Here is a 20,500-nt window from a genome sequence, read left to right as displayed (position 1 = left end):
GAAGGCGTGCTCCAGACCACGAACAGCGCTTGCGCTGGCGGCGAAAGCCGAAGTGGCAAGAAAATCCCTCGACTTCGGTCGTGCCGGTTCGACCCCGGCCTCGGGCACCAATACGAAAAACCGCCTCCTGTCTCAACCGGGGGCGGTTTTTTCATGCCGCCCTGACACCACTCTTTTCACCCACAAAGCGGGATAGCCAGCTTCGGGCGGGGTGATGTCAGTCGTGCGCGGGAGCGGGCGCGACAGACAGTCGCATTCCCACTGCGTGCAGTACAGCCAGCAGGGTTTTCAGCGTCGGGTTGCCATTGGGCGACAAGGCGCGGTACAGCGCCTCACGGGTAATACCAGCTTCCTGTGCAATGGCGGCCAGTCCGCCATGCGCTTCCGCTACATCGCGCAGTGCCAGCAGGCCGGCCGCGCGGTGGCCCGGATCATCCAGTTCTTCCAGTGCCAGTCTCAGGTACTCGACAGCAAAAGCGCGGTCTGTGCGCAGTTCAGCGAGTGTTGCTTCATGGTGAGGTACCGAAGCGACATGCTTTTTTGTACTCATGTATTCCTCTGCTTCCAGTCTCGCCAGTATTCTCTGGCCTGCCTGATATCTGCATCCTGGGTGCGCTTGTCGCCTCCACACAGCAGGACGACAAGCTGCGTGCCATGTCGGCCCAGGTAGACGCGGTAACCGGCACCCCAATTCTCACGGAGTTCCAGCACCCCTTCGCCAACAGGCTTGATGTCACCCAGCAACCCTGTACTTAGCCTGCGGAAACGGATTTCCAGCTTCGCTCTTAGTCGTGCATCCCGTAGTCCGTCCAGCCAGTTTGTCAGCGGGATGGTGCCATCGGGACATTGATAACGATGGAGTTCCATGGCCATGCACACCTTATTGTAACTTATAAATTACAAAATGAATGAGTGAGCGCATGCAGCGGGAAAGGGAAGCAATCCGGGGAGGAGGGGGCGCCGACAGCCGCCGTGCCGCATGCCCGGTAGAGACTGGGACAAGTGCCGGCAGCGACGCCAGCGCAGGGGGCTGGCGAGGGTCGATCTGTGGCTTGGCCGAGACAGATCGCAGCCGGTAATCAATACACCGTCAGGCCCCGGTCCGCGAACTGGCGCTGGACGCGGGCCAGCAGCGCCGGTGACGGCGGACAGGTGTCCGCCAGCCGGTAGTCGAGGCCGAGTTCGGCCCACTTGTGTGCGCCGAGCTGGTGGAACGGCAGGATGTCGACGCGCTCGACCGCATCGCCGAGCGTGGCGACAAAGTCGGCCAGCCGCTCGACATCGGCGACGTCATCGGTACAGCCCGGCACCAGCACGTAGCGGATCCACATCTTCTTGCCGAGCCGGACCAGCCGGCGGGCGAAGTCCAGTGTCGGTTGCAGCGGCTGGCCGGTCAGCGCCTGGTAGCGGGCCGGGTCGCTGTGCTTGATGTCGAGCAGCACCAGATCGACCGGATCGAACCAGTCGTCGCTGACGTCGGCATGCAGAAAACCCTGGGTATCCAGTGCCGTATGCAGGCCGAGCGCCCGGCAGCGCCGGAACAGCGCGCCGGCGAACGCCGCTTGCATCAGCGGTTCGCCGCCGGAGATGGTGACGCCGCCGGTCAGGCGCAGAAAGCCGGCCAGCGGTTCGACCTCGGCCATGGCCTGGTCGACCGTGACCGGTCGGCCGTGATGCAGCTTCCAGGTATCCGGGTTGTGACAGTACAGGCAGCGGAACTGGCAGCCGGACAGGAAGAAAACCAGCCGGACGCCCGGCCCGTCAGCCGCCGCGCCGCTTTCTACCGAATGCAGGTAGCCACAGTCGTTCACATCGCACCGTGGAAAGTCCGGTTGATCACGTCCAGCTGCTGCTCGCGGGTCAGCTTGATGAAATTCACCGCATAACCGGACACGCGGATGGTCAGCTGCGGATAGCGTTCCGGGTGCTGCATGGCATCGACCAGCGTCTCGCGCCTGAACACGTTGACGTTGACATGGAAGCCGCCGGCGGCAGCGAAACCGTCCAGGCAGTTGCCCAGATTGCGGATGCGCTCGGCATCGCTGCGACCCAGTGCGTCCGGCGTTGCCGACGCGGTCCAGCTGATGCCGTCCAGCGCCGCGTCATACGGGATCTTGGCTACCGAGGCGCCGGCGGCGACAAAGCCTTTGACGTCGCGGCCGTTCATCGGATTGGCGCCCGGTGCAAACGGTTCGCCATCGCGGCGGCCGTCCGGCGTATTGCCGGTCTTCTTGCCGTACACCACATTCGAGGTGATGGTCAGCACTGACTGGGTCGGTTTTGCATGGCGATAGAAATACGGCTGCGCGGCGATCTTGCGCATGAAGCTTTCCGTCAGTGCCACGGCGATGCGGTCGGCACGGTCGTCATTGTTGCCGTAGGCCGGGTAGTCGCCATCGATGCGGAAGTCGACGGCAAGGCCGGCCTCGTTGCGGATCACGTGGACGGTGGCATGGCGGATGGCCGACAGCGAATCGGCCGCGACCGACAGCCCGGCGATGCCGCAGGCCATGGTGCGGACGATGTCGCGGTCGTGCAGCGCCATCTCGATGCGTTCGTACGCGTACTTGTCGTGCATGTAGTGGATGCTGTTCAGCGCCTTGACGTAGGTTGCGGCCAGCCAGTCCATCATCGGGTCGAACTTTGCCATTACCTCGTCGTAGTCGAGGACGTCGCTGCGGATCGGCTCGAAACCGGTGGCGACGGTGACGCCACTCTTTTCATCGACGCCGCCGTTGATTGCATACAGCAGGGCCTTGGCCAGATTGGCGCGCGCGCCGAAGAACTGCATCTGCTTGCCAATGCGCATGGCCGACACGCAGCAGGCGATACCGTAGTCGTCGCCCCATTTCGGCCGCATCAGGTCATCGTTTTCGTACTGGATCGAACTGGTTTCGATCGACACCCGGGCCGCGAAGTCCTTGAAGCCGCGCGGCAGCTGCACGCTCCACAGCACGGTCAGGTTCGGTTCCGGCGCCGGGCCGAGGTTGTACAGGGTGTTGAGGAAACGGAAACTGTTGCGGGTTACCAGCGGACGGCCATCCTCGCCGATGCCACCGACGCATTCGGTTACCCAGGTCGGGTCGCCGGAAAACAGCTGGTCGTATTCCGGCGTGCGCAGGAAGCGGACTATGCGCAGCTTGATGACCAGATCGTCGACCAGCTCCTGCGCGCCGGCTTCGTCGAGCAGGCCGGCGTCGAGATCACGCTGCAGGTAGATGTCGAGGAAGGTCGAGATGCGGCCGATCGACATTGCGGCCCCGTTCTGCTCCTTGACGGCGGCCAGATAGGCGAAATAAGTCCATTGCACCGCTTCGCGGGCAGTGGCTGCCGGGCGGCTGATATCGAAACCATAGCTGGCGGCCATCTGCCGCAATTCGTCCAGCGCGCGCCACTGCTCGCTGAGTTCCTCGCGCAGGCGCATGACGTCATCGGTAAACACGCTGTTGTCCAGCGCATGGAATTCGTGCTGTTTGTGCTCGCGCAGCACGTCTGTCCCATACAGCGCGACGCGCCGGTAATCGCCGATGATGCGGCCGCGACCATAGGCGTCCGGCAGCCCGGTGATGATGGCCGACTTGCGCGCGGCCAGCACGTCAGGGCTGTAGATGTCGAACACGCCCTGGTTATGGCTCTTGCGATGGCGGGTCCAGATGTCGCGGATGGCCGGATCGAGCTCGAAGCCATAGGCCTTCAGCCCGCTTTCGACCATGCGCAGGCCGCCATTCGGCATGATGGCGCGTTTCAGTGGCGCATCGGTCTGCAGGCCGACAATCAGTTCCTGCCCGCGGTCGATATACCCCACCGCATGAGCGGTGATGCCGGCCGGCCTGTCGGTCGATACATCGAGCACGCCGCGTTCGCGTTCCTGTGCCAGCAAGCTGCCGAGTGCCTGCCACAGTGCCCGGGTCCGCTCGGTGGCCGGCGCCAGAAAGCGCTCGTCGCCGTCGTAGGGTGTGTAGTTGCGCTGAATGAAGTCGCGGACGTCCACTTGCTGCTGCCAGACGCCGGGAGCGAAACCCGTCCAGGGATCAATGGAGGGAGAGAGCATCGTGTCGCGCGCGTTCATGGCAGGCTCCGTTTCGGAAACGAATACATATGAAGAGAATCTGATTCATTATCGCGCCTGTCCGGGGCAATTTTTTGCGTTTTATCAAATTATTGCCCGCGATTTTGTTCGTTGCGGGTTCGTTTGCGCAAATCAGCGGCTGGCAAGCACGGCGTCGCAGACGGCCCGGGTCACCTGCTCGCAGCTGGCGTCGCCGCCAAGGTCCGGTGTGCGGATTCCCTGTGCCAGCACGCGGTCGATGGCGGCATCCAGCCGGGACGCGCTGTCCGCATCGCGCCAGTGGTGGCGCAGCAGCAGGGCCAGCGAGGCGAAGGTGGCGGCGGGGTTGGCGATGCCGCGTCCGGCGATATCGGGGGCCGAGCCATGCACCGGTTCGGCGATGGCGCACTGTTCGCCGAGATTCAGCGATGCGGCAAGGCCGAGGCCGCCGGCATGGGCAGCGGCCAGGTCGGACAGAATGTCGCCGTACAGATTCGGCGCGACCAGCACGTCGAAGTGTTCCGGGTGCTGGACCAGGCGCAGCGCGGCGGTGTCGACCAGGCATTCGTCGAGCGTCAGCGCCGGCCAGCCACTGGCTGCGGCGCGGACGCTGTCGCGGAACAGGCCGTCGGTCAGCGGCAGGATATTGGCCTTGTGGACGATGGTCAGTCTGCCGCCGCGCCCGGCGGCAAGCCGGGCGGCCACGCGGCCGACCCGCTCGCTGGCATGGCGGGTAATGCGCTTGATGGCCTCGGCAGTGTCGCCATCGCTGCGCTCCTCGCCGATATACAGGTCTTCGGTGTTCTCGCGCACGATCAGCAGATCGACATCCGGACGCCCGATGCCGCCCAGCGGCCTGACCGGTCGCAGATTGGCATGGGTATCCAGCGCACGGCGCAGCGCGACGATCGGCGAGCGATAGCCGTCGACCCTGTGTGATGGCGACGATACGGCGCCGAACAGCACGGCGCCACAGGCGCGCGCCGTGGCCAGGGTGGCGTCGGGCAGGGCCTGGCCGACGCGCTGAAACGTGTCCCAGCCGGCCTCGGCCTCGATCATGCCGATATCGGGACGCAGGCGTGCCAGCACCCGGCAGGCCGCCGGCACGACTTCACGACCAATGCCGTCGCCGGCGATCACGCAAAGGGAGAGGGGAGACACGGCGGAACCATCCGTTGCTTATGCGATACGGATGATTGTAGCGTCTGCCTGTCCGCTCAGCCGGCCAGTTTCGGGAACAGGCTGTACAGGCCGTTGACGATCACTTCGACCGAAACCGCTGCCAGCACCATGCCCATGACCCGGTTGACGATATTGATGCCGGTCTGGCCGAGCATGCGGCTGATCGGCGTGGCGGCGCGCAGGGCGGCAAAGCAGGTGGCGGCGCACAGCAGGCAGGCGATCATCAGCTGGCCGAGGTGCATCCAGTTCTTGGCCGTGCTGGCGTAGATGATGATGGTCGAGATCGTGCCCGGGCCGGTCATCAGCGGAATGGCGAGCGGGACCACGGCGACATTGGTCTTGAACTCGGCCTCTTCCTGCTCCTGCTTGGTGGTCTTGGTCGGCGCCGACTTGGCATTCATCATGGCGATGGCGATCAGCATCATCAGGATGCCGCCGCCGACCTGGAACGAGCCGACGCTGATGTTGAGGAATTTCAGCATGCCGTCGCCGATCAGGACGAACAGCACCATGACGATGGCCACCGCCTTGGAGGCGGTGAGGGCGATCTTGTTGCGCTCGTCCAGCGACGCGTTCGGCGTCAGGCCGATAAAGATCGGGATGGCGCCGAGCGGGTTGACCAGCACCAGCAGCGCAATGAATATTTTCAGGACTTCCATGTTCGTATTATGGTTCGACGGTAAGAGAAATACCGGGGCCGCCGGCTCCCGGTGCAATGACGACGCCCCGCTGACGGCGGCAGCGGGGCTCGCCCTTCGCGGCGGCGAAAGGCGTGGTGAAACAGTGGAGGGCCGGCGCCTTCAGGCGCTGCTCAGTCGGCCAGCAGGGCGACCAGGGTGCGTCGGTAGACCTCGGACAGGCGGGCAACATCGTCGACCGCCACGCATTCATTGAGTTTGTGGATTGTGGCGTTCAGCGGGCCGAATTCAATCACTTCGGGGCAGATATCCTTGATGAAACGGCCATCCGACGTGCCGCCGGTGGTGTTCAGCGCCGGGCGCTGGCCGGTCGTGGCCTCGATGGCGGCACTGACCGCCTCGATCAGCCGGCCGGTGCGGGCCAGGAACGGGTTGCCGGACAGGGTCCAGTCCAGATCATAGTCCAGACCGTGCCGGTCCAGAATCGCATGCACGCGTTCCTTCAGACTGTCGGCACTGTGCTCGGTCGAGAAGCGGAAATTGAACATCAGCTCGGCGGTGCCGGGAATGATGTTGGTCGCGCCGGTACCGGCATGCAGGTTCGATACCTGCCAGCTGGTTGGCGGAAAATCGGCGTTGCCGTCATCCCATCTGACGGCGGCCAGTTCGGCCAGTGCCGGCGCCAGCAGGTGCACCGGGTTGCGCGCCAGATGCGGGTAGGCGATATGGCCCTGGATGCCCTTGACCACCAGCTTGCCGGACAGCGATCCGCGCCGGCCGTTCTTGACCGTATCGCCAAAGGTTTTCGCCGATGTCGGTTCGCCGACCACGCACCAGTCGATCCGTTCATTGCGTGCCGCCAGGGTTTCGACTACCTGCCGTGTGCCGTGGGTGGCGATGCCTTCTTCGTCCGAGGTGATCAGCAGCGCGATCGAACCGCGATGGTCCGGATGGGCGGCAACGAAGTCCTCGATTGCGGTGATGAAGGCGGCCAGCGAGGCTTTCATGTCTGCGGCGCCGCGACCGAACAGGTGGCCGTCGCGGATCGTCGGCGTGAACGGTGCCGAATGCCAGGCGTCCAGCGGGCCGGTCGGCACCACGTCGGTATGGCCGGCAAAGCACAGCAGCGGACCGTCGCTGCCGCGGCGGGCCCAGAAATTGTCCACATCGGCGAAACGCATGCGCTCGATGGTGAATCCGGCGCGGGCCAGTCGCTCGATCATCAGTTCCTGGCAGCCGGCATCGGCCGGCGTGGTCGAATCGCGCGCGATCAGGTCGCAGGCAAGAGAGAGCGTCGGATTCATCAGGCGAATACCCCGGCGTAAACCGTTTCGTCAAAACCGACCAGCACGCGGCCGCCATGTTCCAGTACCGGGCGCTTGATCAGCGACGGCCGGGCCAGCATCAGTTCGATGGCACTGTCCCGCTCGTCTGCGGCCGCCTTTTGCGCTTCGTCCAGTGCACGCCAGGTGGTGCCCTTGCGGTTGATCAGCACCGAAAGCGGCTGCTGTTCGAGCCAGCGCTCGACGTCCGCGCGCGTCAGGCCCGCTTTCTTGAAATCATGAAAGGTGACCGGCTGCGCGTGGCTGTCGAGCCAGGCGCGGGCCTTTTTGACCGTGCTGCAATTGGGGATGCCGTAAAGGGTGCTCATTGAAATCGGTTTCGTCTTCGGGATCGGGGGCAGTGCCGGGAAATCAGGCGCGGCGACTATAGCACGCCGGACAACATAAAAAAGCGGCCGCGCGGGGCGCGGGCGACAGACTGTCCACAAGCGTCGCGACGAAGAACGGACGAGCGCAGCGAGGTTTCCCCGCGGCGGCGGGGACGGAAGAGGCAGGGCTCAATCAGGCAGACTGCCGTGCTCACAATATTTTCTGTCAGTCGGGCATGCACCGACGCCACTGAGGCAGATGGTGCCCGCCCTGGGAGCAGTCCCGCCCGCGCGGGGCGCGGGCGGCAGACTGTCCACAAGCGTCGCGGCCGTACATTACGCCCTAGCGGTTTCCTCGTCACGCAGTGCGCGGCGCAGGATCTTGCCGACGTTGGTCTTCGGCAGTTCGTCGCGGAACTCGACCTGCTTCGGAACCTTGTAGGCCGTCAGGTTTTCGCGGCAGTAGTCGAGCACGTCCTTTTCGGTCAGGGCCGGGTCCTTGCGCACCACGAAAATCTTGACGATTTCACCGGACTTCTCGCTCGGCACCCCGATGCAGGCGACTTCCAGCACCCTCGGCATCGATGCGACGACATCCTCGATCTCGTTCGGATAGACGTTGAAACCGGACACCAGGATCATGTCCTTCTTGCGGTCGACCAGCTTGATGAAACCGTCCTCGCTGATCACGGCCATGTCGCCGGTGGCCAGGAAACCGTCGGCGCCGAGCACCTTGGCGGTCTCGTCCGGACGCCGCCAGTAACCCTTCATGACCTGCGGGCCCTTGATGAACAGCTCGCCCGGCTCGTTGAAGCCCAGCGGCTGACCATCCGGCGAGCGGATTTCGATGTCGGTCGACGGGACCGGCAGGCCGATATTGCCGTTGTACTCGGACAGGTTCAGCGGGTTCATGCACGCGGCCGGGCTGGTTTCAGTCAGACCGTAGGCCTCGATCAGCGGCACGCCGGTGACCTCCTTCCAGCGTTCGGCAACCGCGCGCTGCACTGCCATCCCGCCGCCCAGCGCCATGCGCCAGGTGCTGAAATCGATCGTCTTGAAGTCCGGATGGTGCAGCAGGGCATTGAACAGCGTGTTGACGCCGGTGATCGACGTGACCGGGTACTTCTTGATGTCCTTGATAAAGCCGGCAATGTCGCGCGGATTGGTGATCAGGACGTTCAGTGCGCCCAGTTCGGTGAACACCATCAGGTTCGCCGTCAGCGAGAAGATGTGATACAGCGGCAGCGCAGTGATGATGATTTCCTGGCCTTCGCGCACGACCGGTTTCACCCATGCGCCGGCCTGCAGCATGTTGGCGACGATATTGCCGTGCGTCAGCATTGCGCCCTTGGCCACGCCGGTGGTGCCGCCGGTGTACTGAAGGAAGGCGATGTCGTCATGGCCGAGCGCGACCGGGTCCGGCGCCTGCCGGCTGCCGATGGACAGCGCATCGAGGAAGCGGATGTGGCCGGTCAGCCGGTACGGCGGTACCATCTTCTTGACGTTGCGGATGACGAAGTTGACCAGCGCGCGCTTCGGGAAGCCGAGCATGTCGCCGATGCCGGTGACGATCACGTGCTTCAGCGGCGTGCGGGCCAGCACCTGGTCCAGTACATGGGCGAAGTTCTCGACGATGACGATGGCGGCGACATCGGCATCGTGCAGCTGGTGCTCGAGTTCACGCGGCGTATACAGCGGGTTGACGTTCACCACCGTGTAGCCGGCACGCAGGATGCCGAATACGCAGATCGGGTACTGCAGCAGGTTGGGCATCATGATCGCCACGCGGCTGCCGCGCGGCAGCTTCAGCGTGTGCTGCAGGTAGGACGCGAAATGGCGGGTGTTCGCATCCAGTTCTGCATAGCTGAGTATCTTGCCCATATTGGCCATGGCAGGGCGGTCGCTGAATTTTCCGACCGCGCGCGCGAACACTTCGGAGATCGACTGGAACGTATTCATGTCGATGTCGGTGGCGACGCCGCTTTGATAGTTCTTGAGCCAGGGTTTGTCCATGGATGCATCCTCCTCTTGTCCGCGTGGCCTGCCGGATGGCGGCAGCGGATCGTATTTAGTATGGGTCGTGTATGACCATGCTGCAGTGTACCAAACGATCGTTTGACATCGAGACTATAGCCGTGGAGTTTCCTGCGCGTCAAAGCGCGTTGCGCGCCCGGGCCGGTGGTCGGCGACGCGTAAGCGCTTGTGGGGACAGTGTTTCCTTTGACGCGGATAGCTGTTATGATCCGATCGTTTAGGGATGGGCGTTTCGCCCATTTTTTATTTCCGGAAACTATTGGATGGATGTTCGTACGCTGTTGGAAAATACCCTGCCTGGCCTGGGGTATGAACTAGTCGATTTCGAGCTGGCCCGAGGGGGCGGCATGCGCGTGTTCATCGATTGCCCGGCGGGAATCACGCTGGACGATTGCGTTTCGGTGAGCAATCACCTGACACGCCTGTTCAGCGTCGAAAACGTGGACTATGAGCGACTGGAAGTCAGTTCGCCAGGGCTGGATCGCCCATTGAAGAAAGAGGCGGACTATATCCGCTTCGCCGGCGAGCGGGTCAAGATCAAGACGCGTGTGCTGGTCGGGCAACGCAAGAATTTTGCCGGCGTGCTGATCGGACTCGTCGACGGGAATGTGGATATCGATATCGATGGCGAGCGTGTGTCCATTCCGTTCGCCAGCATCGACAAGGCGCGGCTCGACCCCGAGTTCTGATCGGGGAGAACGGGCGAAGCGGCCGTCGGCCGATGTGGGCCGGGATGCGGTGACAAGAATTCGGAGGAATGCATGAGTCGCGAAATTTTGCTGCTGGTAGATGCGCTGGCGCGTGAAAAGAACGTCAGCAAGGATATTGTGTTCAGCGCGCTGGAAATGGCGCTGGCCTCAGCAACCAAAAAGAAAATCAGCCAGGACAAGATCAGTCAGGACGAGATCGATGTGCGCGTGCACATCGATCGCGTGTCTGGCGAATATGAAACCTATCGCCGCTGGACGGTGGTCGAAGACAACGACCACGAATTCCCCAGCCGGCAGATCGCCATGTCCGACGCCGAGGAATTCGGCGTCGAACCGGTTGTGGGCACTGTAAAGGAAGAACCGGTCGAGCCGGTCGAATTTGGCCGCATCGGCGCGCAGACCGCGAAGCAGGTCATCCTGCAACGCATCCGCGATGCCGAACGCGAGCAGATCCTGACCGATTTCCTCGACCGTAACGAGATGCTGGTTTCCGGCACGATCAAGCGCATCGAGCGTGGCAACGTGATCGTCGACCTGGGCAAGCTCGAAGCCCTGCTGCCGCGCGAGCAGCAGATCCCGAAGGAAAACCTGCGCGTGGGCGACCGCGTCAAGGCCTATCTGCTGCGCGTCGACCGTACCGGTCGCGGGCCGCAGATCATCCTGTCGCGTACGGCTTCGCAGTTCGTGGTCGAACTGTTCAAGCAGGAAGTGCCGGAGATCGAGGACGAACTGCTGGAAATCCGTGGCTGCGCCCGTGATCCGGGCAGCCGCGCCAAGATCGCCGTCAAGGCGAACGACCCGCGCATCGACCCGCAGGGCACGTGTATCGGCATGCGGGGTTCCCGCGTCCAGGCCGTCACCGGCGAGCTGGCCGGCGAACGCGTCGACATCGTGCTGTGGGCCGGCGACATCATCCAGTATGTGATCAACGCGCTGTCCCCGGCAGAAGTCGAACGCATCCTGGTCGACGAAGACAACCACTCGATGGATGTCGTGGTCGACGAGGGCCAGCTGGCGCTGGCGATCGGCCGTGGCGGCCAGAACGTGCGTCTGGCGTCCGAGCTGACCGGCTGGGTGCTGAACATCATGACCGTCGCCGAAGCCGAGGAAAAGACCGAGGTCGAGTACGCCGCGATGCGCCAGTTGTTCATGGACAATCTCGACGTCGACGCCGATGTGGCCGAAGTGCTGGTGGCCGAGGGCTTTACCTCCCTGGAGGAAATCGCCTATGTGCCGGTCGAGGAAATGCTGGGCATTGCCGCTTTCGATGAGGACACGGTCAACGAGTTGCGCAGCCGTGCTCGCGAAGCCTTGCTGACGCAGGCCATTGCGTCGGAAGAAAAGGTCAACAGCGTCGAAGAGGAACTTCGCAAGCTGGAAGGCCTCAACCAGGAAATCCTGGTCAAGCTGGTGGACAACGGCATCGTCACCCGCGATGACCTGGCCGACCTGGCTGTCGACGAACTCGCCGACATGACCAACATCACCGAAGAAGAAGCGCGTGCCCTGATCATGAAGGCGCGTGAGCACTGGTTCGAACAGAATTGACGCCCGGCGGACCGGACGACCGGATACGAAGGATTGAACAGGAAACCGCATGCTTGAGACGAATGTGAAACAGTTCGCCGGCGAGCTGAAAATGCAGCCCGAGCAGTTGCTCGAGCAGCTGAGATCAGCCGGCGTTGCAAAAAGCTCGATTGATGACACGCTGTCGCGTGAGGACAAGGCACGTCTGCTGGAATTTCTGCGCGGTGGGCGCGGCGACAAGGGTCGCGTGATGCTGAAGCGCAAGGAAACCAGCGAGATTCGCGCCAATGACGCCGCTGGCCGCTCGCGCACCATCCAGGTGGAAGTGAAGAAGAAACGCACGCTGGTTCGCCCGGAAGACGCTGCTGCGGAAACCGCCGCAGCCGAAGCCGCGCCGGTCGCCGACGTGACGCCGGCCCCGGTGGTTGAAGCCCGCCCGGAACCGGTCGTCGAAACGCGCCCGGAACCGGTGGTCGAGGCCCGGCCGGAAGCGGCTGCCGCCAAGCCGGAAGCTGCCCCGGCCGAGGCGCCTGCCGCCCCGGCGCCGGTTGCCGCTGCCCCGGTGGCCGACAGCAAGCCGGCACCGGCCAGGGCCGAAGCGAAGAAGGAAGCCGCTGCCGAGCCGGCAAAGGAAGCGCCGGCTGAAGCCGCTCCGGCTCGCCCGATCTCCATCCTCAGCGATGAGGAAATCGCGCTGCGCGCGGCTGACGAACGTCGTCAGGCCGAACTGCGCTCGCGCCAGGAAGCACTGATCCGCGAACGCCAGGAACGCGAATCCCGCCGCATGGCAGCCAAACTGGCCGCCCAGCAGAAGGCGGAAGAAGCCGCACGTCCGAAGCCGGTCGAAGCCCCGCGTGCCGCAGCCCCGGCTGCCGCACCCGCGGCGCGTCCGGCTGCAGGCGCCCGTCCGGCGGCCGGGGCTCGCCCCGCCGCAGCGGGTGGCGCGCGTCCGGCTCCGGGTGGTGCACGTCCTGCGCCGGGTGCGGCAGGCGGCGCGGCCCGTCCGGCTCCGGCTGGTGAAGACCGGCGTCCGGCCGGCGGTGCCAAGAAGGGTGCCGCAGGTGGTCATCGTGACAGCCGTGACGACAACAAGAAGCGTGGTGGTCTGAAGACCCGCGGCGGCGACGCCGGCGGTGGCTGGAAGACCGGCCGCAAGGGTGGTCGTCGCCAGCAGCAGTCCGGCCAGCATGCCTTCCAGGCACCGACCGATCCGGTCGTGCATGAAGTGCTGGTGCCGGAAACCATCACCGTTGGTGATCTTGCCCACAAGATGGCGGTGAAAGCTGCCGAAGTGATCAAGACGCTGATGAAGATGGGCATGATGGTGACCATCAACCAGGTGCTGGACCAGGAAACGGCGATGATCATCGTCGAGGACATGGGCCATATCGCCAAGGCTGCCAAGACCGACGATCCGGAAGCTTATCTGGAAAAGCCGGAAGGCCAGGAAGAAGCCCGCCAGGAATCGCGTGCACCGGTCGTGACCGTCATGGGTCACGTCGACCACGGCAAGACCTCGCTGCTCGACTTCATCCGTCGCGCCAAGGTGGCGGCAGGCGAAGCCGGCGGCATTACCCAGCACATCGGTGCCTACCACGTGGAAACCCCGCGCGGCATGATCACCTTCCTCGACACCCCGGGTCACGAAGCCTTTACGGCCATGCGTGCCCGTGGTGCGAAGGCGACCGACATCGTCGTGCTGGTGGTGGCGGCTGACGACGGCGTGATGCCGCAGACCATCGAAGCGGTGAACCACGCCAAGGCGGCCGGTGTGCCGATCGTGGTCGCGGTGAACAAGATCGACAAGGCAGGTGCCAATCCCGAGCGTATCCGCCAGGAACTGGTCAGCTACGAAGTCGTGCCGGAAGACTGGGGTGGTGATACCCAGTTCATCGAAGTGTCGGCAAAGCAGGGCACCAATATCGATGCGCTGCTGGAAGCGATCCTGCTGCAGGCCGAAGTGCTTGAGCTGACGGCGCCGATCGACGCCCCGGCCAAGGGCATCATCGTCGAAGCGCGTCTGGACAAGGGCCGCGGCCCGGTGGCCACGCTGCTGGTGCAGTCGGGTACCCTGCGCAAGGGTGACATCGTGCTGGCCGGTACCGCATTCGGTCGTGTCCGTGCCATGCTCGACGAGAACGGCAAGCAGATCGACCAGGCCGGTCCGGCCATTCCGGTCGAAATTCTTGGCCTGTCCGACGTGCCCGCTGCCGGTGAAGACGCCATGGTGCTGACCGACGAAAAGAAAGCGCGCGAAATCGCGATGTTCCGCGCCGGCAAGTTCCGCGACGTGCGTCTGGCCAAGCAGCAGGCCGCCAAGCTGGAAAACATGTTTGCGCAGATGGCCGAAGGCGAAGTCCGTTCGCTGCCGCTCATCATCAAGGCCGACATGCAGGGTTCGTACGAAGCGCTGGCCGGCAGCCTGCAAAAGCTGTCGACCGACGAAGTCCGCGTGCAGATCCTGCACTCGGGCGTCGGTGGCATCACCGAGTCGGACGTCAACCTGGCCGCTGCCTCGAACGCCGTCATCATTGGCTTCAACACCCGCGCCGATGCGGCTGCCCGCAAGGCTGCCGAGTCCAGCGGTGTCGACATCCGCTACTACAACATCATCTATGATGCGATCGACGAGGTGAAATCCGCCCTGTCCGGCATGCTGGCGCCGGAGAAGAAGGAAGAAATCACCGGTATGGTCGAAGTGCGGCAGCTGTTCGTCGTGTCCAAGGTCGGCACCATCGCCGGTTGTATGGTCATCGACGGCGTGGTCAAGAAGACGTCGCGCATCCGCATCATCCGCAACAACGTGGTGGTGCACGATGGCGAACTCGACTCGCTCAAGCGCTTCAAGGACGACGCGAAGGAAGTCAAGCAGGGCTTCGAGTGCGGTCTGATGATGAAGCACTACAACGATCTGGTCGAAGGCGATCATCTGGAAGCCTACGAGATCGTCGAAGTCGCCCGTACGCTGTAATGGCAATGGATGGCGGGACGTGCCGGCAACGGCACTTCCGGCCCGCGGCGGGCGAAAGCCCGCCGCTTTTGTTTTAGGAGGCAGAACATGCCGAAGAAAAAAGGCTTTTCCCGGGCCGACCGGATTGCCGACCAGATGCAGCGCGAGCTGGCGGAACTGATCCGTTCCGAGCTGAAGGATCCGCGTGTCGGCTTCATCACGCTGACCGGTGTCGAGGTCACGCGCGACTATTCGCACGCCAAGGTGTTCTACACGGTGATGAATGCCGAAGACCCGAGCGAAACCCAGGACACGCTGGACCGCGCCGCCGGCTGGCTGCGCAGCGAAATTGCGCGCACGATCAAGATCTTCACCGTGCCGCAGCTGCATTTCGTCTACGACCATTCGATCGAGCACGGCCTGTACATGGACGCGCTGCTGAACCGGGTCGCGCAGGAAGACGCCGAGCTTCGTCCCGAAGACGAAGACGCCGGCGAAGGCGAAGCGAAGTCCTGACGGGCCGCGCCACTTTCATCCGAACCCCTTTTCCGGCCGGTGTCCGCACCGGCCGGTGACACCGGACCCATGACCCAAGTTCGCATTCCCCGCCGTCCCGTGGACGGCGTTTTTCTGCTCGACAAACCGCTGCACCTGTCGAGCAACACCGCCCTGCAACGGGTGCGCTGGCTGTACCGTGCGCAGAAAGCCGGTCATACCGGCGTGCTCGATCCGCTGGCCACCGGCCTGCTGCCGGTCTGCCTTGGCGAAGCGACCAAGTTCTCCGCCTTTCTGCTCGACGCCGACAAGGGCTATTGTGCGACCGTCCGCTTCGGCGCGGTCAGCACCACGCTGGATGCCGAGGGGGAGATTACCCCGGTCGGGCCGGTGAACTTTGACGCCGACCGGCTGCGCGAGGTGCTCGACGGCTTCCTCGGCGAGATTGAACAGGTGCCGCCGATGCACTCGGCGCTGAAGTTCCAGGGCAAGGCGCTGTACGAGTACGCGCGCGAGGGGATCGAGATTGAGCGCAAGGTGCGCCGCATCACCATCCACTCGATCGAGCTGGTCGGGTTTGACGGCGACACCGCCGTGATCAATGTCCAGTGCAGCAAGGGTACTTATGTGCGCACGCTGGCCGCCGACATTGGCGCCGTGCTGGGCTGCGGTGCCTATCTGACCGGACTGCGCCGTACGCGGACGGCGGGTTTTGAAGTTGCCGACGCGCTGACGCTGGACGCACTGGAAGCGGTGGCGGAAGACGCGCGCGACGGGCTGCTGATGCCGCCCGACGTGCTGGTGGCCCATCTGCCGCGCACGGTGCTCGATGATGCCGACATTCACCGCCTCTGCCATGGTCAGCCTGCGCTGGCCGCACAAAATACCGTGCGGGCGGGGGAGAATGATGCAATAATCCGGGACTTCCGCCTGTACACAGAAGACGGGCGGTTTATCGGTCTGGGTGAAATCCGCAAGGATGACCTGTTGTGGCCGAACCGGATGCTGGCCAACAAGCCCGTGTCCGCTTAGGGAGTACGGATGGGTCAAGGCTCGCCGTACTTGACCGGGGTTTCAAACCCCTTGTTTATCTGGAGTTTTACATGTCGATCTCCGTCGATCAAAAAGCCGTCATCGTCAAGGATTTCCAACGCGCTGAAGGCGATACCGGTTCCCCGGAAGTGCAAGTTGCGCTGCTGACCGCTCGCATCAACGACCTGACCCCGCACTTCAAGGCCAACACCAAGGATCACCACAGCCGTCGTGGTCTGCTGAAGATGGTCAGCCGCCGTCGCAAGCTGCTGGACTACCTGAAGCGCAACGACGCTGAAGCCTACCGTGCGCTGATCACCCGTCTGGGCCTGCGCAAGTAAGCGTGTAGATACGGAAAGGTCGCAGACTCTGGTTTGCGGCCTTTTTGTTTTGTCCGGTGGCAACAGCGCTGCCGGCACTGTTCTTTCGGAGCGCGCCCAGGCGCGACGCTCCCGTCTCCGCAGCGGGGTGAGCCTCTACATTTCGGCGTGGTCAGCACTGAAATGTAGGGGTTCCCGTTGCATCTCCCAACCGCGTTAAGGAATCCGCAACGTGTTCAAGAAATTCAGCAAGACCTTCCAGTACGGTCGTCATACCGTCACTCTGGAAACCGGCGAAATCGCCCGCCAGGCCCAGGGCTCGGTGCTCGTCACCATGGACGACACCGTCGTCCTCGTCGCCGTGACCGTGAACAAGAATGTCAAGCCGGGTCAGGACTTTTTCCCGCTGACCGTCGACTACTACGAACGCACCTACGCCGCCGGCAAGATCCCGGGCGGCTTCTTCAAGCGTGAAGGCAAGCAGAGCGAAAAGGAAATCCTGACCTGCCGCCTGATCGACCGTCCGATCCGCCCGCTGTTCCCGGCCGGCTTCTACCATGACGTGCAGATCGTTGCGACCGTCATGTCGCTGAACCCGGAAGTCGATGCCGACATCCCGGCCATGCTCGGCGCTTCCGCCGCGCTGATCCTGACCGGCGCCCCGTTCCAGGGCCCGATCGCCGCTGCCCGCGTCGGTTACGCCAATGGCGAATACATCCTGAACCCGACCCGCACCGAACTGGCCACCAGCGAGCTGGACCTGGTCGTTGCCGGTACCGAATCCGCCGTGCTGATGGTGGAATCGGAAGCCAAGGAACTGCCGGAAACCGTGATGCTTGGCTCGGTCGTGTTCGGCCATGAGCAGATGCAGGCTGCGATCCGCGCCATCAACGAACTGGCCGACGAAGTGAACCCGGTGCTGTTCGACTGGGCCCCGGCCGCCGAAGACGCCGAACTGGTCAACCAGATCAAGGCCATTGCCGAAGCCGACATCGGCGCCGCGTTCCAGATCCGTCAGAAGCAGGCCCGCAGCCAGGCGCTGAACGAAGCATGGAACAACGTCAAGACCGCGCTGATCAACGAAGACACCGACACGCTGCGCGCCAACCAGATCAAGGGCATCTTCAAGGATCTGGAAGCCGAAGTCGTGCGTGGCCAGATTCTCGCCGGCGAACCGCGCATCGACGGTCGCGATACCCGCACCGTGCGTCCGATCTCGATCCGCACCGGCGTGCTGCCGCGCGCCCACGGTTCGGTGCTGTTCACCCGTGGTGAAACCCAGGCCATGGCCGTGACCACGCTGGGCACCAAGCAGGACGAGCAGATCATCGACGCGCTGGCCGGTGAATACACCGAACGCTTCATGCTGCATTACAACTTCCCGCCGTACTCGACCGGTGAAACCGGCCGCATGGGCCCGCCGAAGCGCCGCGAAATCGGCCACGGCCGTCTGGCCAAGCGCGCACTGATCGCCGTGCTGCCGAAGCAGGAAGACTTCAGCTACTCGATGCGCGTGGTCAGCGAGATCACCGAATCGAACGGCTCGTCGTCGATGGCCTCGGTCTGCGGTGGCTGCCTGAGCCTGATGAACGCCGGTGTGCCGCTGAAGGCGCACGTGGCCGGCATCGCCATGGGCCTGATCCTGGAAGGCAGCCGCTTCGCGGTGCTGACCGACATCCTCGGCGACGAAGATCACCTCGGCGACATGGACTTCAAGGTTGCGGGTACCGACGCCGGCGTGACCGCCCTGCAGATGGATATCAAGATCCAGGGCATCACCAAGGAAATCATGCGCGTGGCGCTGGACCAGGCCAAGGAAGGCCGTCTGCACATCCTCGGTCTGATGAAGCAGGCCATCGACGAACCGCAGGAACTGTCGGAACACGCACCGCGCCTGTACACCATGAAGATCAATCCGGACAAGATCCGCGACGTGATCGGCAAGGGTGGCTCGGTGATCCGTGCACTGACCGAAGAAACCGGCACCAGCATCGACATCTCCGACGACGGCCTGATCACCATCGCCTCGATCTCGGGCGAAGGTGCTGAAGAAGCCAAGCGCCGCATCGAGGAAATCACCGCCGAAGTCGAAGTGGGCAAGGTCTACGACGGCACCGTGGTCAAGATCCTCGACAAGAACGTCGGCGCCATCGTGCAGATCATGCCGGGCCGCGACGGTCTGGTGCATATCAGCCAGATCGCCAACGAACGCATCGCCAACGTCGCCGACCATCTGAAGGAAGGTCAGCCGGTACGCGTCAAGGTACTGGAAACCGACGAACGCGGTCGTATCCGCCTGTCGATCAAGGCAGTGCTGAACGAAGAAGCCGGCGTCCAGCAATAACCGCTTCCCCCGCAAGCAAACCCGGCCATCAGGCCGGGTTTTTTGTGTCTGTCATATATGCTGTACACCGGCAATTGTTCTGCAAGTTGCGAAGCGAACAATTTGCGCGCTTACTATGGGTTTTTATGAACCACATGTCACAAAACTGCCATGTGTCGTGTAATTGCACGTCGCAAAGCGGAATTGCGTGTCATGGTGGTTTGATTAGAATCAAACCCGACTCGAACGCAGGCTTGCGTTCATCACCGAACCAAGGAATCAGAACATGTCGTTTCCCGTGACCCGCGCCACCTTCGATGAAGTGATGGTCCCCAACTATTCCCCGGCCGGTTTTGTGCCGGTCCGCGGTGCCGGTTCGCGCCTGTGGGACCAGCAGGGCCGTGAATTCATCGATTTCGGCGGCGGCATTGCGGTAAACGGGCTGGGCCACTGCCACCCGGAACTGGTGGCGGCGCTGACCGAGCAGGCCGGCAAGCTGTGGCACGTCAGCAACGGGCTGACCAACGAACCGGCACTGCGGCTGGCAAAGACCCTGGTCGACAATACCTTTGCCGAGCGCGTGTTCTTCTGCAACTCCGGCGCTGAAGCCAACGAGGCCTGTTTCAAGCTGGCACGCAAGTATGCGGCCGACCATTACGGTCCGCAGAAGAACGTCATCGTCTCGACCCGCAACAGCTTCCATGGCCGCACCCTGTTCACGGTGTCGGTCGGCGGCCAGCCGAAATACGTCGAAGGTTTTCTGCCTGCACCGAGCGGCATCCGTCATTGCACCTTCAACGACATTGACTCGCTGAAGGAAGCGATGGGTGATGACGTGGCCGCCATCGTGCTGGAACCGGTGCAGGGTGAGGGCGGCGTGCTGCCGGCCACCCGTGCTTTCCTCAAGGCTGCCCGCGAACTGGCTGACCAGTTCAACGCGCTGCTGGTGTTCGACGAAGTGCAGACCGGCGTCGGCCGGACCGGCGCGCTGTATGCCTATATGAAATACGGCGTGACCCCGGATCTGCTGTCGTCGGCCAAGGCGCTGGGTGGCGGCTTCCCGATCGGGGCGATGCTGGCCACGGCCAGGGCAGCGGCCAGCTTTGTCGTCGGCACCCATGGTTCGACCTATGGCGGCAACCCGCTGGCGACCGCCGTCGGCCTGCGTGCGGTCGAAGTGATCAACACCCCGGCGGTGCTGGGCGGCGTGCGCGCCAAGGGCCAGCGCTTTATCGATGGCCTCAATGCGATCAATGCCGAGTACAAGGTGTTCCGCGAAGTGCGCGGCATGGGCCTGCTGCTCGGCGCCGTGCTGGCCGAGGAATACGCCGGCCGGGCCAAGGATTTCGTCAAGGCGGCCGAGAAGCAGGGCCTGATGGTGCTGGTCGCCGGCACCAATGTCGTGCGTTTCGCGCCCAGCCTGGTCATCCCGGAGCAGGACATCGATGAAGGTCTGGCGCGGTTCAAGGCCGCCGTGGCCAGCATCGCGGCCAAATAGGTCCCGCACAAGCATTCCAGACGGCGCTTCCAGGGGCGCCGCTTTTTTGGCCGCAAGAAGTCGTTGCCGGCCCGCGCGATAAAGAAATACAA

General features: G+C 63.6%; 17 protein-coding genes. 8 read left to right on the top strand and 9 right to left on the bottom strand.

All coding sequences use genetic code 11. The features are described 5' to 3' along the window. Positions 1-217: 217 nt before the first annotated feature. The 9 genes from DFO50_RS06890 to DFO50_RS06850 all read right to left on the bottom strand — a co-directional run bounded on the left by DFO50_RS06890 (position 218) and on the right by DFO50_RS06850 (position 9,532). Positions 218-550 carry an addiction module antidote protein gene (locus DFO50_RS06890; protein ID WP_028499902.1) on the bottom strand — a complete coding sequence of 111 codons (333 nt, stop codon included), beginning with the start codon at positions 548-550 and terminating at the stop codon, positions 218-220. Next, complete coding sequence (locus DFO50_RS06885) at positions 547-867, bottom strand: type II toxin-antitoxin system RelE/ParE family toxin (RefSeq protein WP_146745021.1); 321 nt, start codon at positions 865-867, stop codon at positions 547-549. The genes DFO50_RS06890 and DFO50_RS06885 overlap by 4 nt, the downstream gene beginning before the upstream one ends. 212 nt (positions 868-1,079) lie before the next feature. Beyond that, positions 1,080-1,811: a pyruvate formate-lyase-activating protein gene (gene pflA / locus DFO50_RS06880; RefSeq protein WP_051528977.1), complete on the bottom strand. Its 732-nt coding sequence runs from the start codon at positions 1,809-1,811 to the stop codon at positions 1,080-1,082. Next, positions 1,808-4,069 (bottom strand): formate C-acetyltransferase, encoded by a 2,262-nt coding sequence (gene pflB, locus DFO50_RS06875; RefSeq protein ID WP_199489762.1) that lies wholly within the window; start codon positions 4,067-4,069, stop codon positions 1,808-1,810. Before pflB ends, pflA begins: the two co-directional genes overlap by 4 nt. Before the next feature lie 132 nt (positions 4,070-4,201). Continuing rightward, positions 4,202-5,209 carry an isocitrate/isopropylmalate dehydrogenase family protein gene (locus DFO50_RS06870; RefSeq protein WP_112692235.1) on the bottom strand — a complete coding sequence of 336 codons (1,008 nt, stop codon included), beginning with the start codon at positions 5,207-5,209 and terminating at the stop codon, positions 4,202-4,204. 56 nt (positions 5,210-5,265) lie between these two features. Further along, entirely contained in the window at positions 5,266-5,889 is a 624-nt protein-coding gene (locus DFO50_RS06865) for a MarC family protein (protein WP_028499898.1), read from the bottom strand. A 152-nt stretch (positions 5,890-6,041) separates the two neighbouring features. Further along, complete coding sequence (gene dapE, locus DFO50_RS06860) at positions 6,042-7,172, bottom strand: succinyl-diaminopimelate desuccinylase (protein ID WP_028499897.1); 1,131 nt, start codon at positions 7,170-7,172, stop codon at positions 6,042-6,044. Further along, a complete protein-coding gene (locus tag DFO50_RS06855) occupies positions 7,172-7,519 on the bottom strand; it encodes an arsenate reductase (RefSeq protein WP_028499896.1) in 348 nt (115 codons plus the stop codon). The genes dapE and DFO50_RS06855 overlap by 1 nt, the downstream gene beginning before the upstream one ends. A gap of 336 nt (positions 7,520-7,855) precedes the next feature. Then, positions 7,856-9,532 (bottom strand): AMP-binding protein, encoded by a 1,677-nt coding sequence (locus DFO50_RS06850; RefSeq protein WP_028499895.1) that lies wholly within the window; start codon positions 9,530-9,532, stop codon positions 7,856-7,858. Between the two features lie 284 nt (positions 9,533-9,816). Between DFO50_RS06850 and rimP the strand changes: the two genes are divergently transcribed. The 8 genes from rimP to DFO50_RS06810 all read left to right on the top strand — a co-directional run bounded on the left by rimP (position 9,817) and on the right by DFO50_RS06810 (position 20,408). After that, the gene (gene rimP / locus DFO50_RS06845) at positions 9,817-10,242 is read left to right on the top strand and encodes a ribosome maturation factor RimP (RefSeq protein WP_028499894.1); all 426 of its coding nucleotides are present in this window, start codon (positions 9,817-9,819) and stop codon (positions 10,240-10,242) included. A gap of 72 nt (positions 10,243-10,314) precedes the next feature. Continuing rightward, positions 10,315-11,811, top strand: coding sequence for a transcription termination factor NusA (gene nusA, locus DFO50_RS06840; protein ID WP_028499893.1), 1,497 nt, complete (start codon positions 10,315-10,317; stop codon positions 11,809-11,811). Between the two features lie 49 nt (positions 11,812-11,860). Continuing rightward, positions 11,861-14,761, top strand: a complete 2,901-nt coding sequence (gene infB, locus DFO50_RS06835; protein ID WP_028499892.1) for a translation initiation factor IF-2 — start codon at positions 11,861-11,863, stop codon at positions 14,759-14,761. An 87-nt stretch (positions 14,762-14,848) separates the two neighbouring features. After that, positions 14,849-15,256: a 30S ribosome-binding factor RbfA gene (gene rbfA / locus DFO50_RS06830; RefSeq protein WP_028499891.1), complete on the top strand. Its 408-nt coding sequence runs from the start codon at positions 14,849-14,851 to the stop codon at positions 15,254-15,256. 69 nt (positions 15,257-15,325) lie between these two features. Continuing rightward, the gene (gene truB / locus DFO50_RS06825) at positions 15,326-16,267 is read left to right on the top strand and encodes a tRNA pseudouridine(55) synthase TruB (protein WP_112692234.1); all 942 of its coding nucleotides are present in this window, start codon (positions 15,326-15,328) and stop codon (positions 16,265-16,267) included. Positions 16,268-16,338: 71 nt separating this feature from the next. Beyond that, a complete protein-coding gene (gene rpsO, locus DFO50_RS06820) occupies positions 16,339-16,608 on the top strand; it encodes a 30S ribosomal protein S15 (protein ID WP_028499889.1) in 270 nt (89 codons plus the stop codon). Positions 16,609-16,819: 211 nt separating this feature from the next. Continuing rightward, positions 16,820-18,931 carry a polyribonucleotide nucleotidyltransferase gene (gene pnp, locus DFO50_RS06815; RefSeq protein WP_028499888.1) on the top strand — a complete coding sequence of 704 codons (2,112 nt, stop codon included), beginning with the start codon at positions 16,820-16,822 and terminating at the stop codon, positions 18,929-18,931. 265 nt (positions 18,932-19,196) lie between these two features. Then, positions 19,197-20,408 carry an aspartate aminotransferase family protein gene (locus tag DFO50_RS06810; protein WP_112692233.1) on the top strand — a complete coding sequence of 404 codons (1,212 nt, stop codon included), beginning with the start codon at positions 19,197-19,199 and terminating at the stop codon, positions 20,406-20,408. Positions 20,409-20,500 lie beyond the last annotated feature (92 nt).

Source organism: Microvirgula sp. AG722, from assembly GCF_003269145.1.
GTDB classification, from domain to species: domain Bacteria; phylum Pseudomonadota; class Gammaproteobacteria; order Burkholderiales; family Aquaspirillaceae; genus Microvirgula; species Microvirgula aerodenitrificans.
The sequence above is the reverse complement of the archived record's forward strand: the minus strand, read 5'-3'. Positions and strand labels throughout refer to the sequence as shown.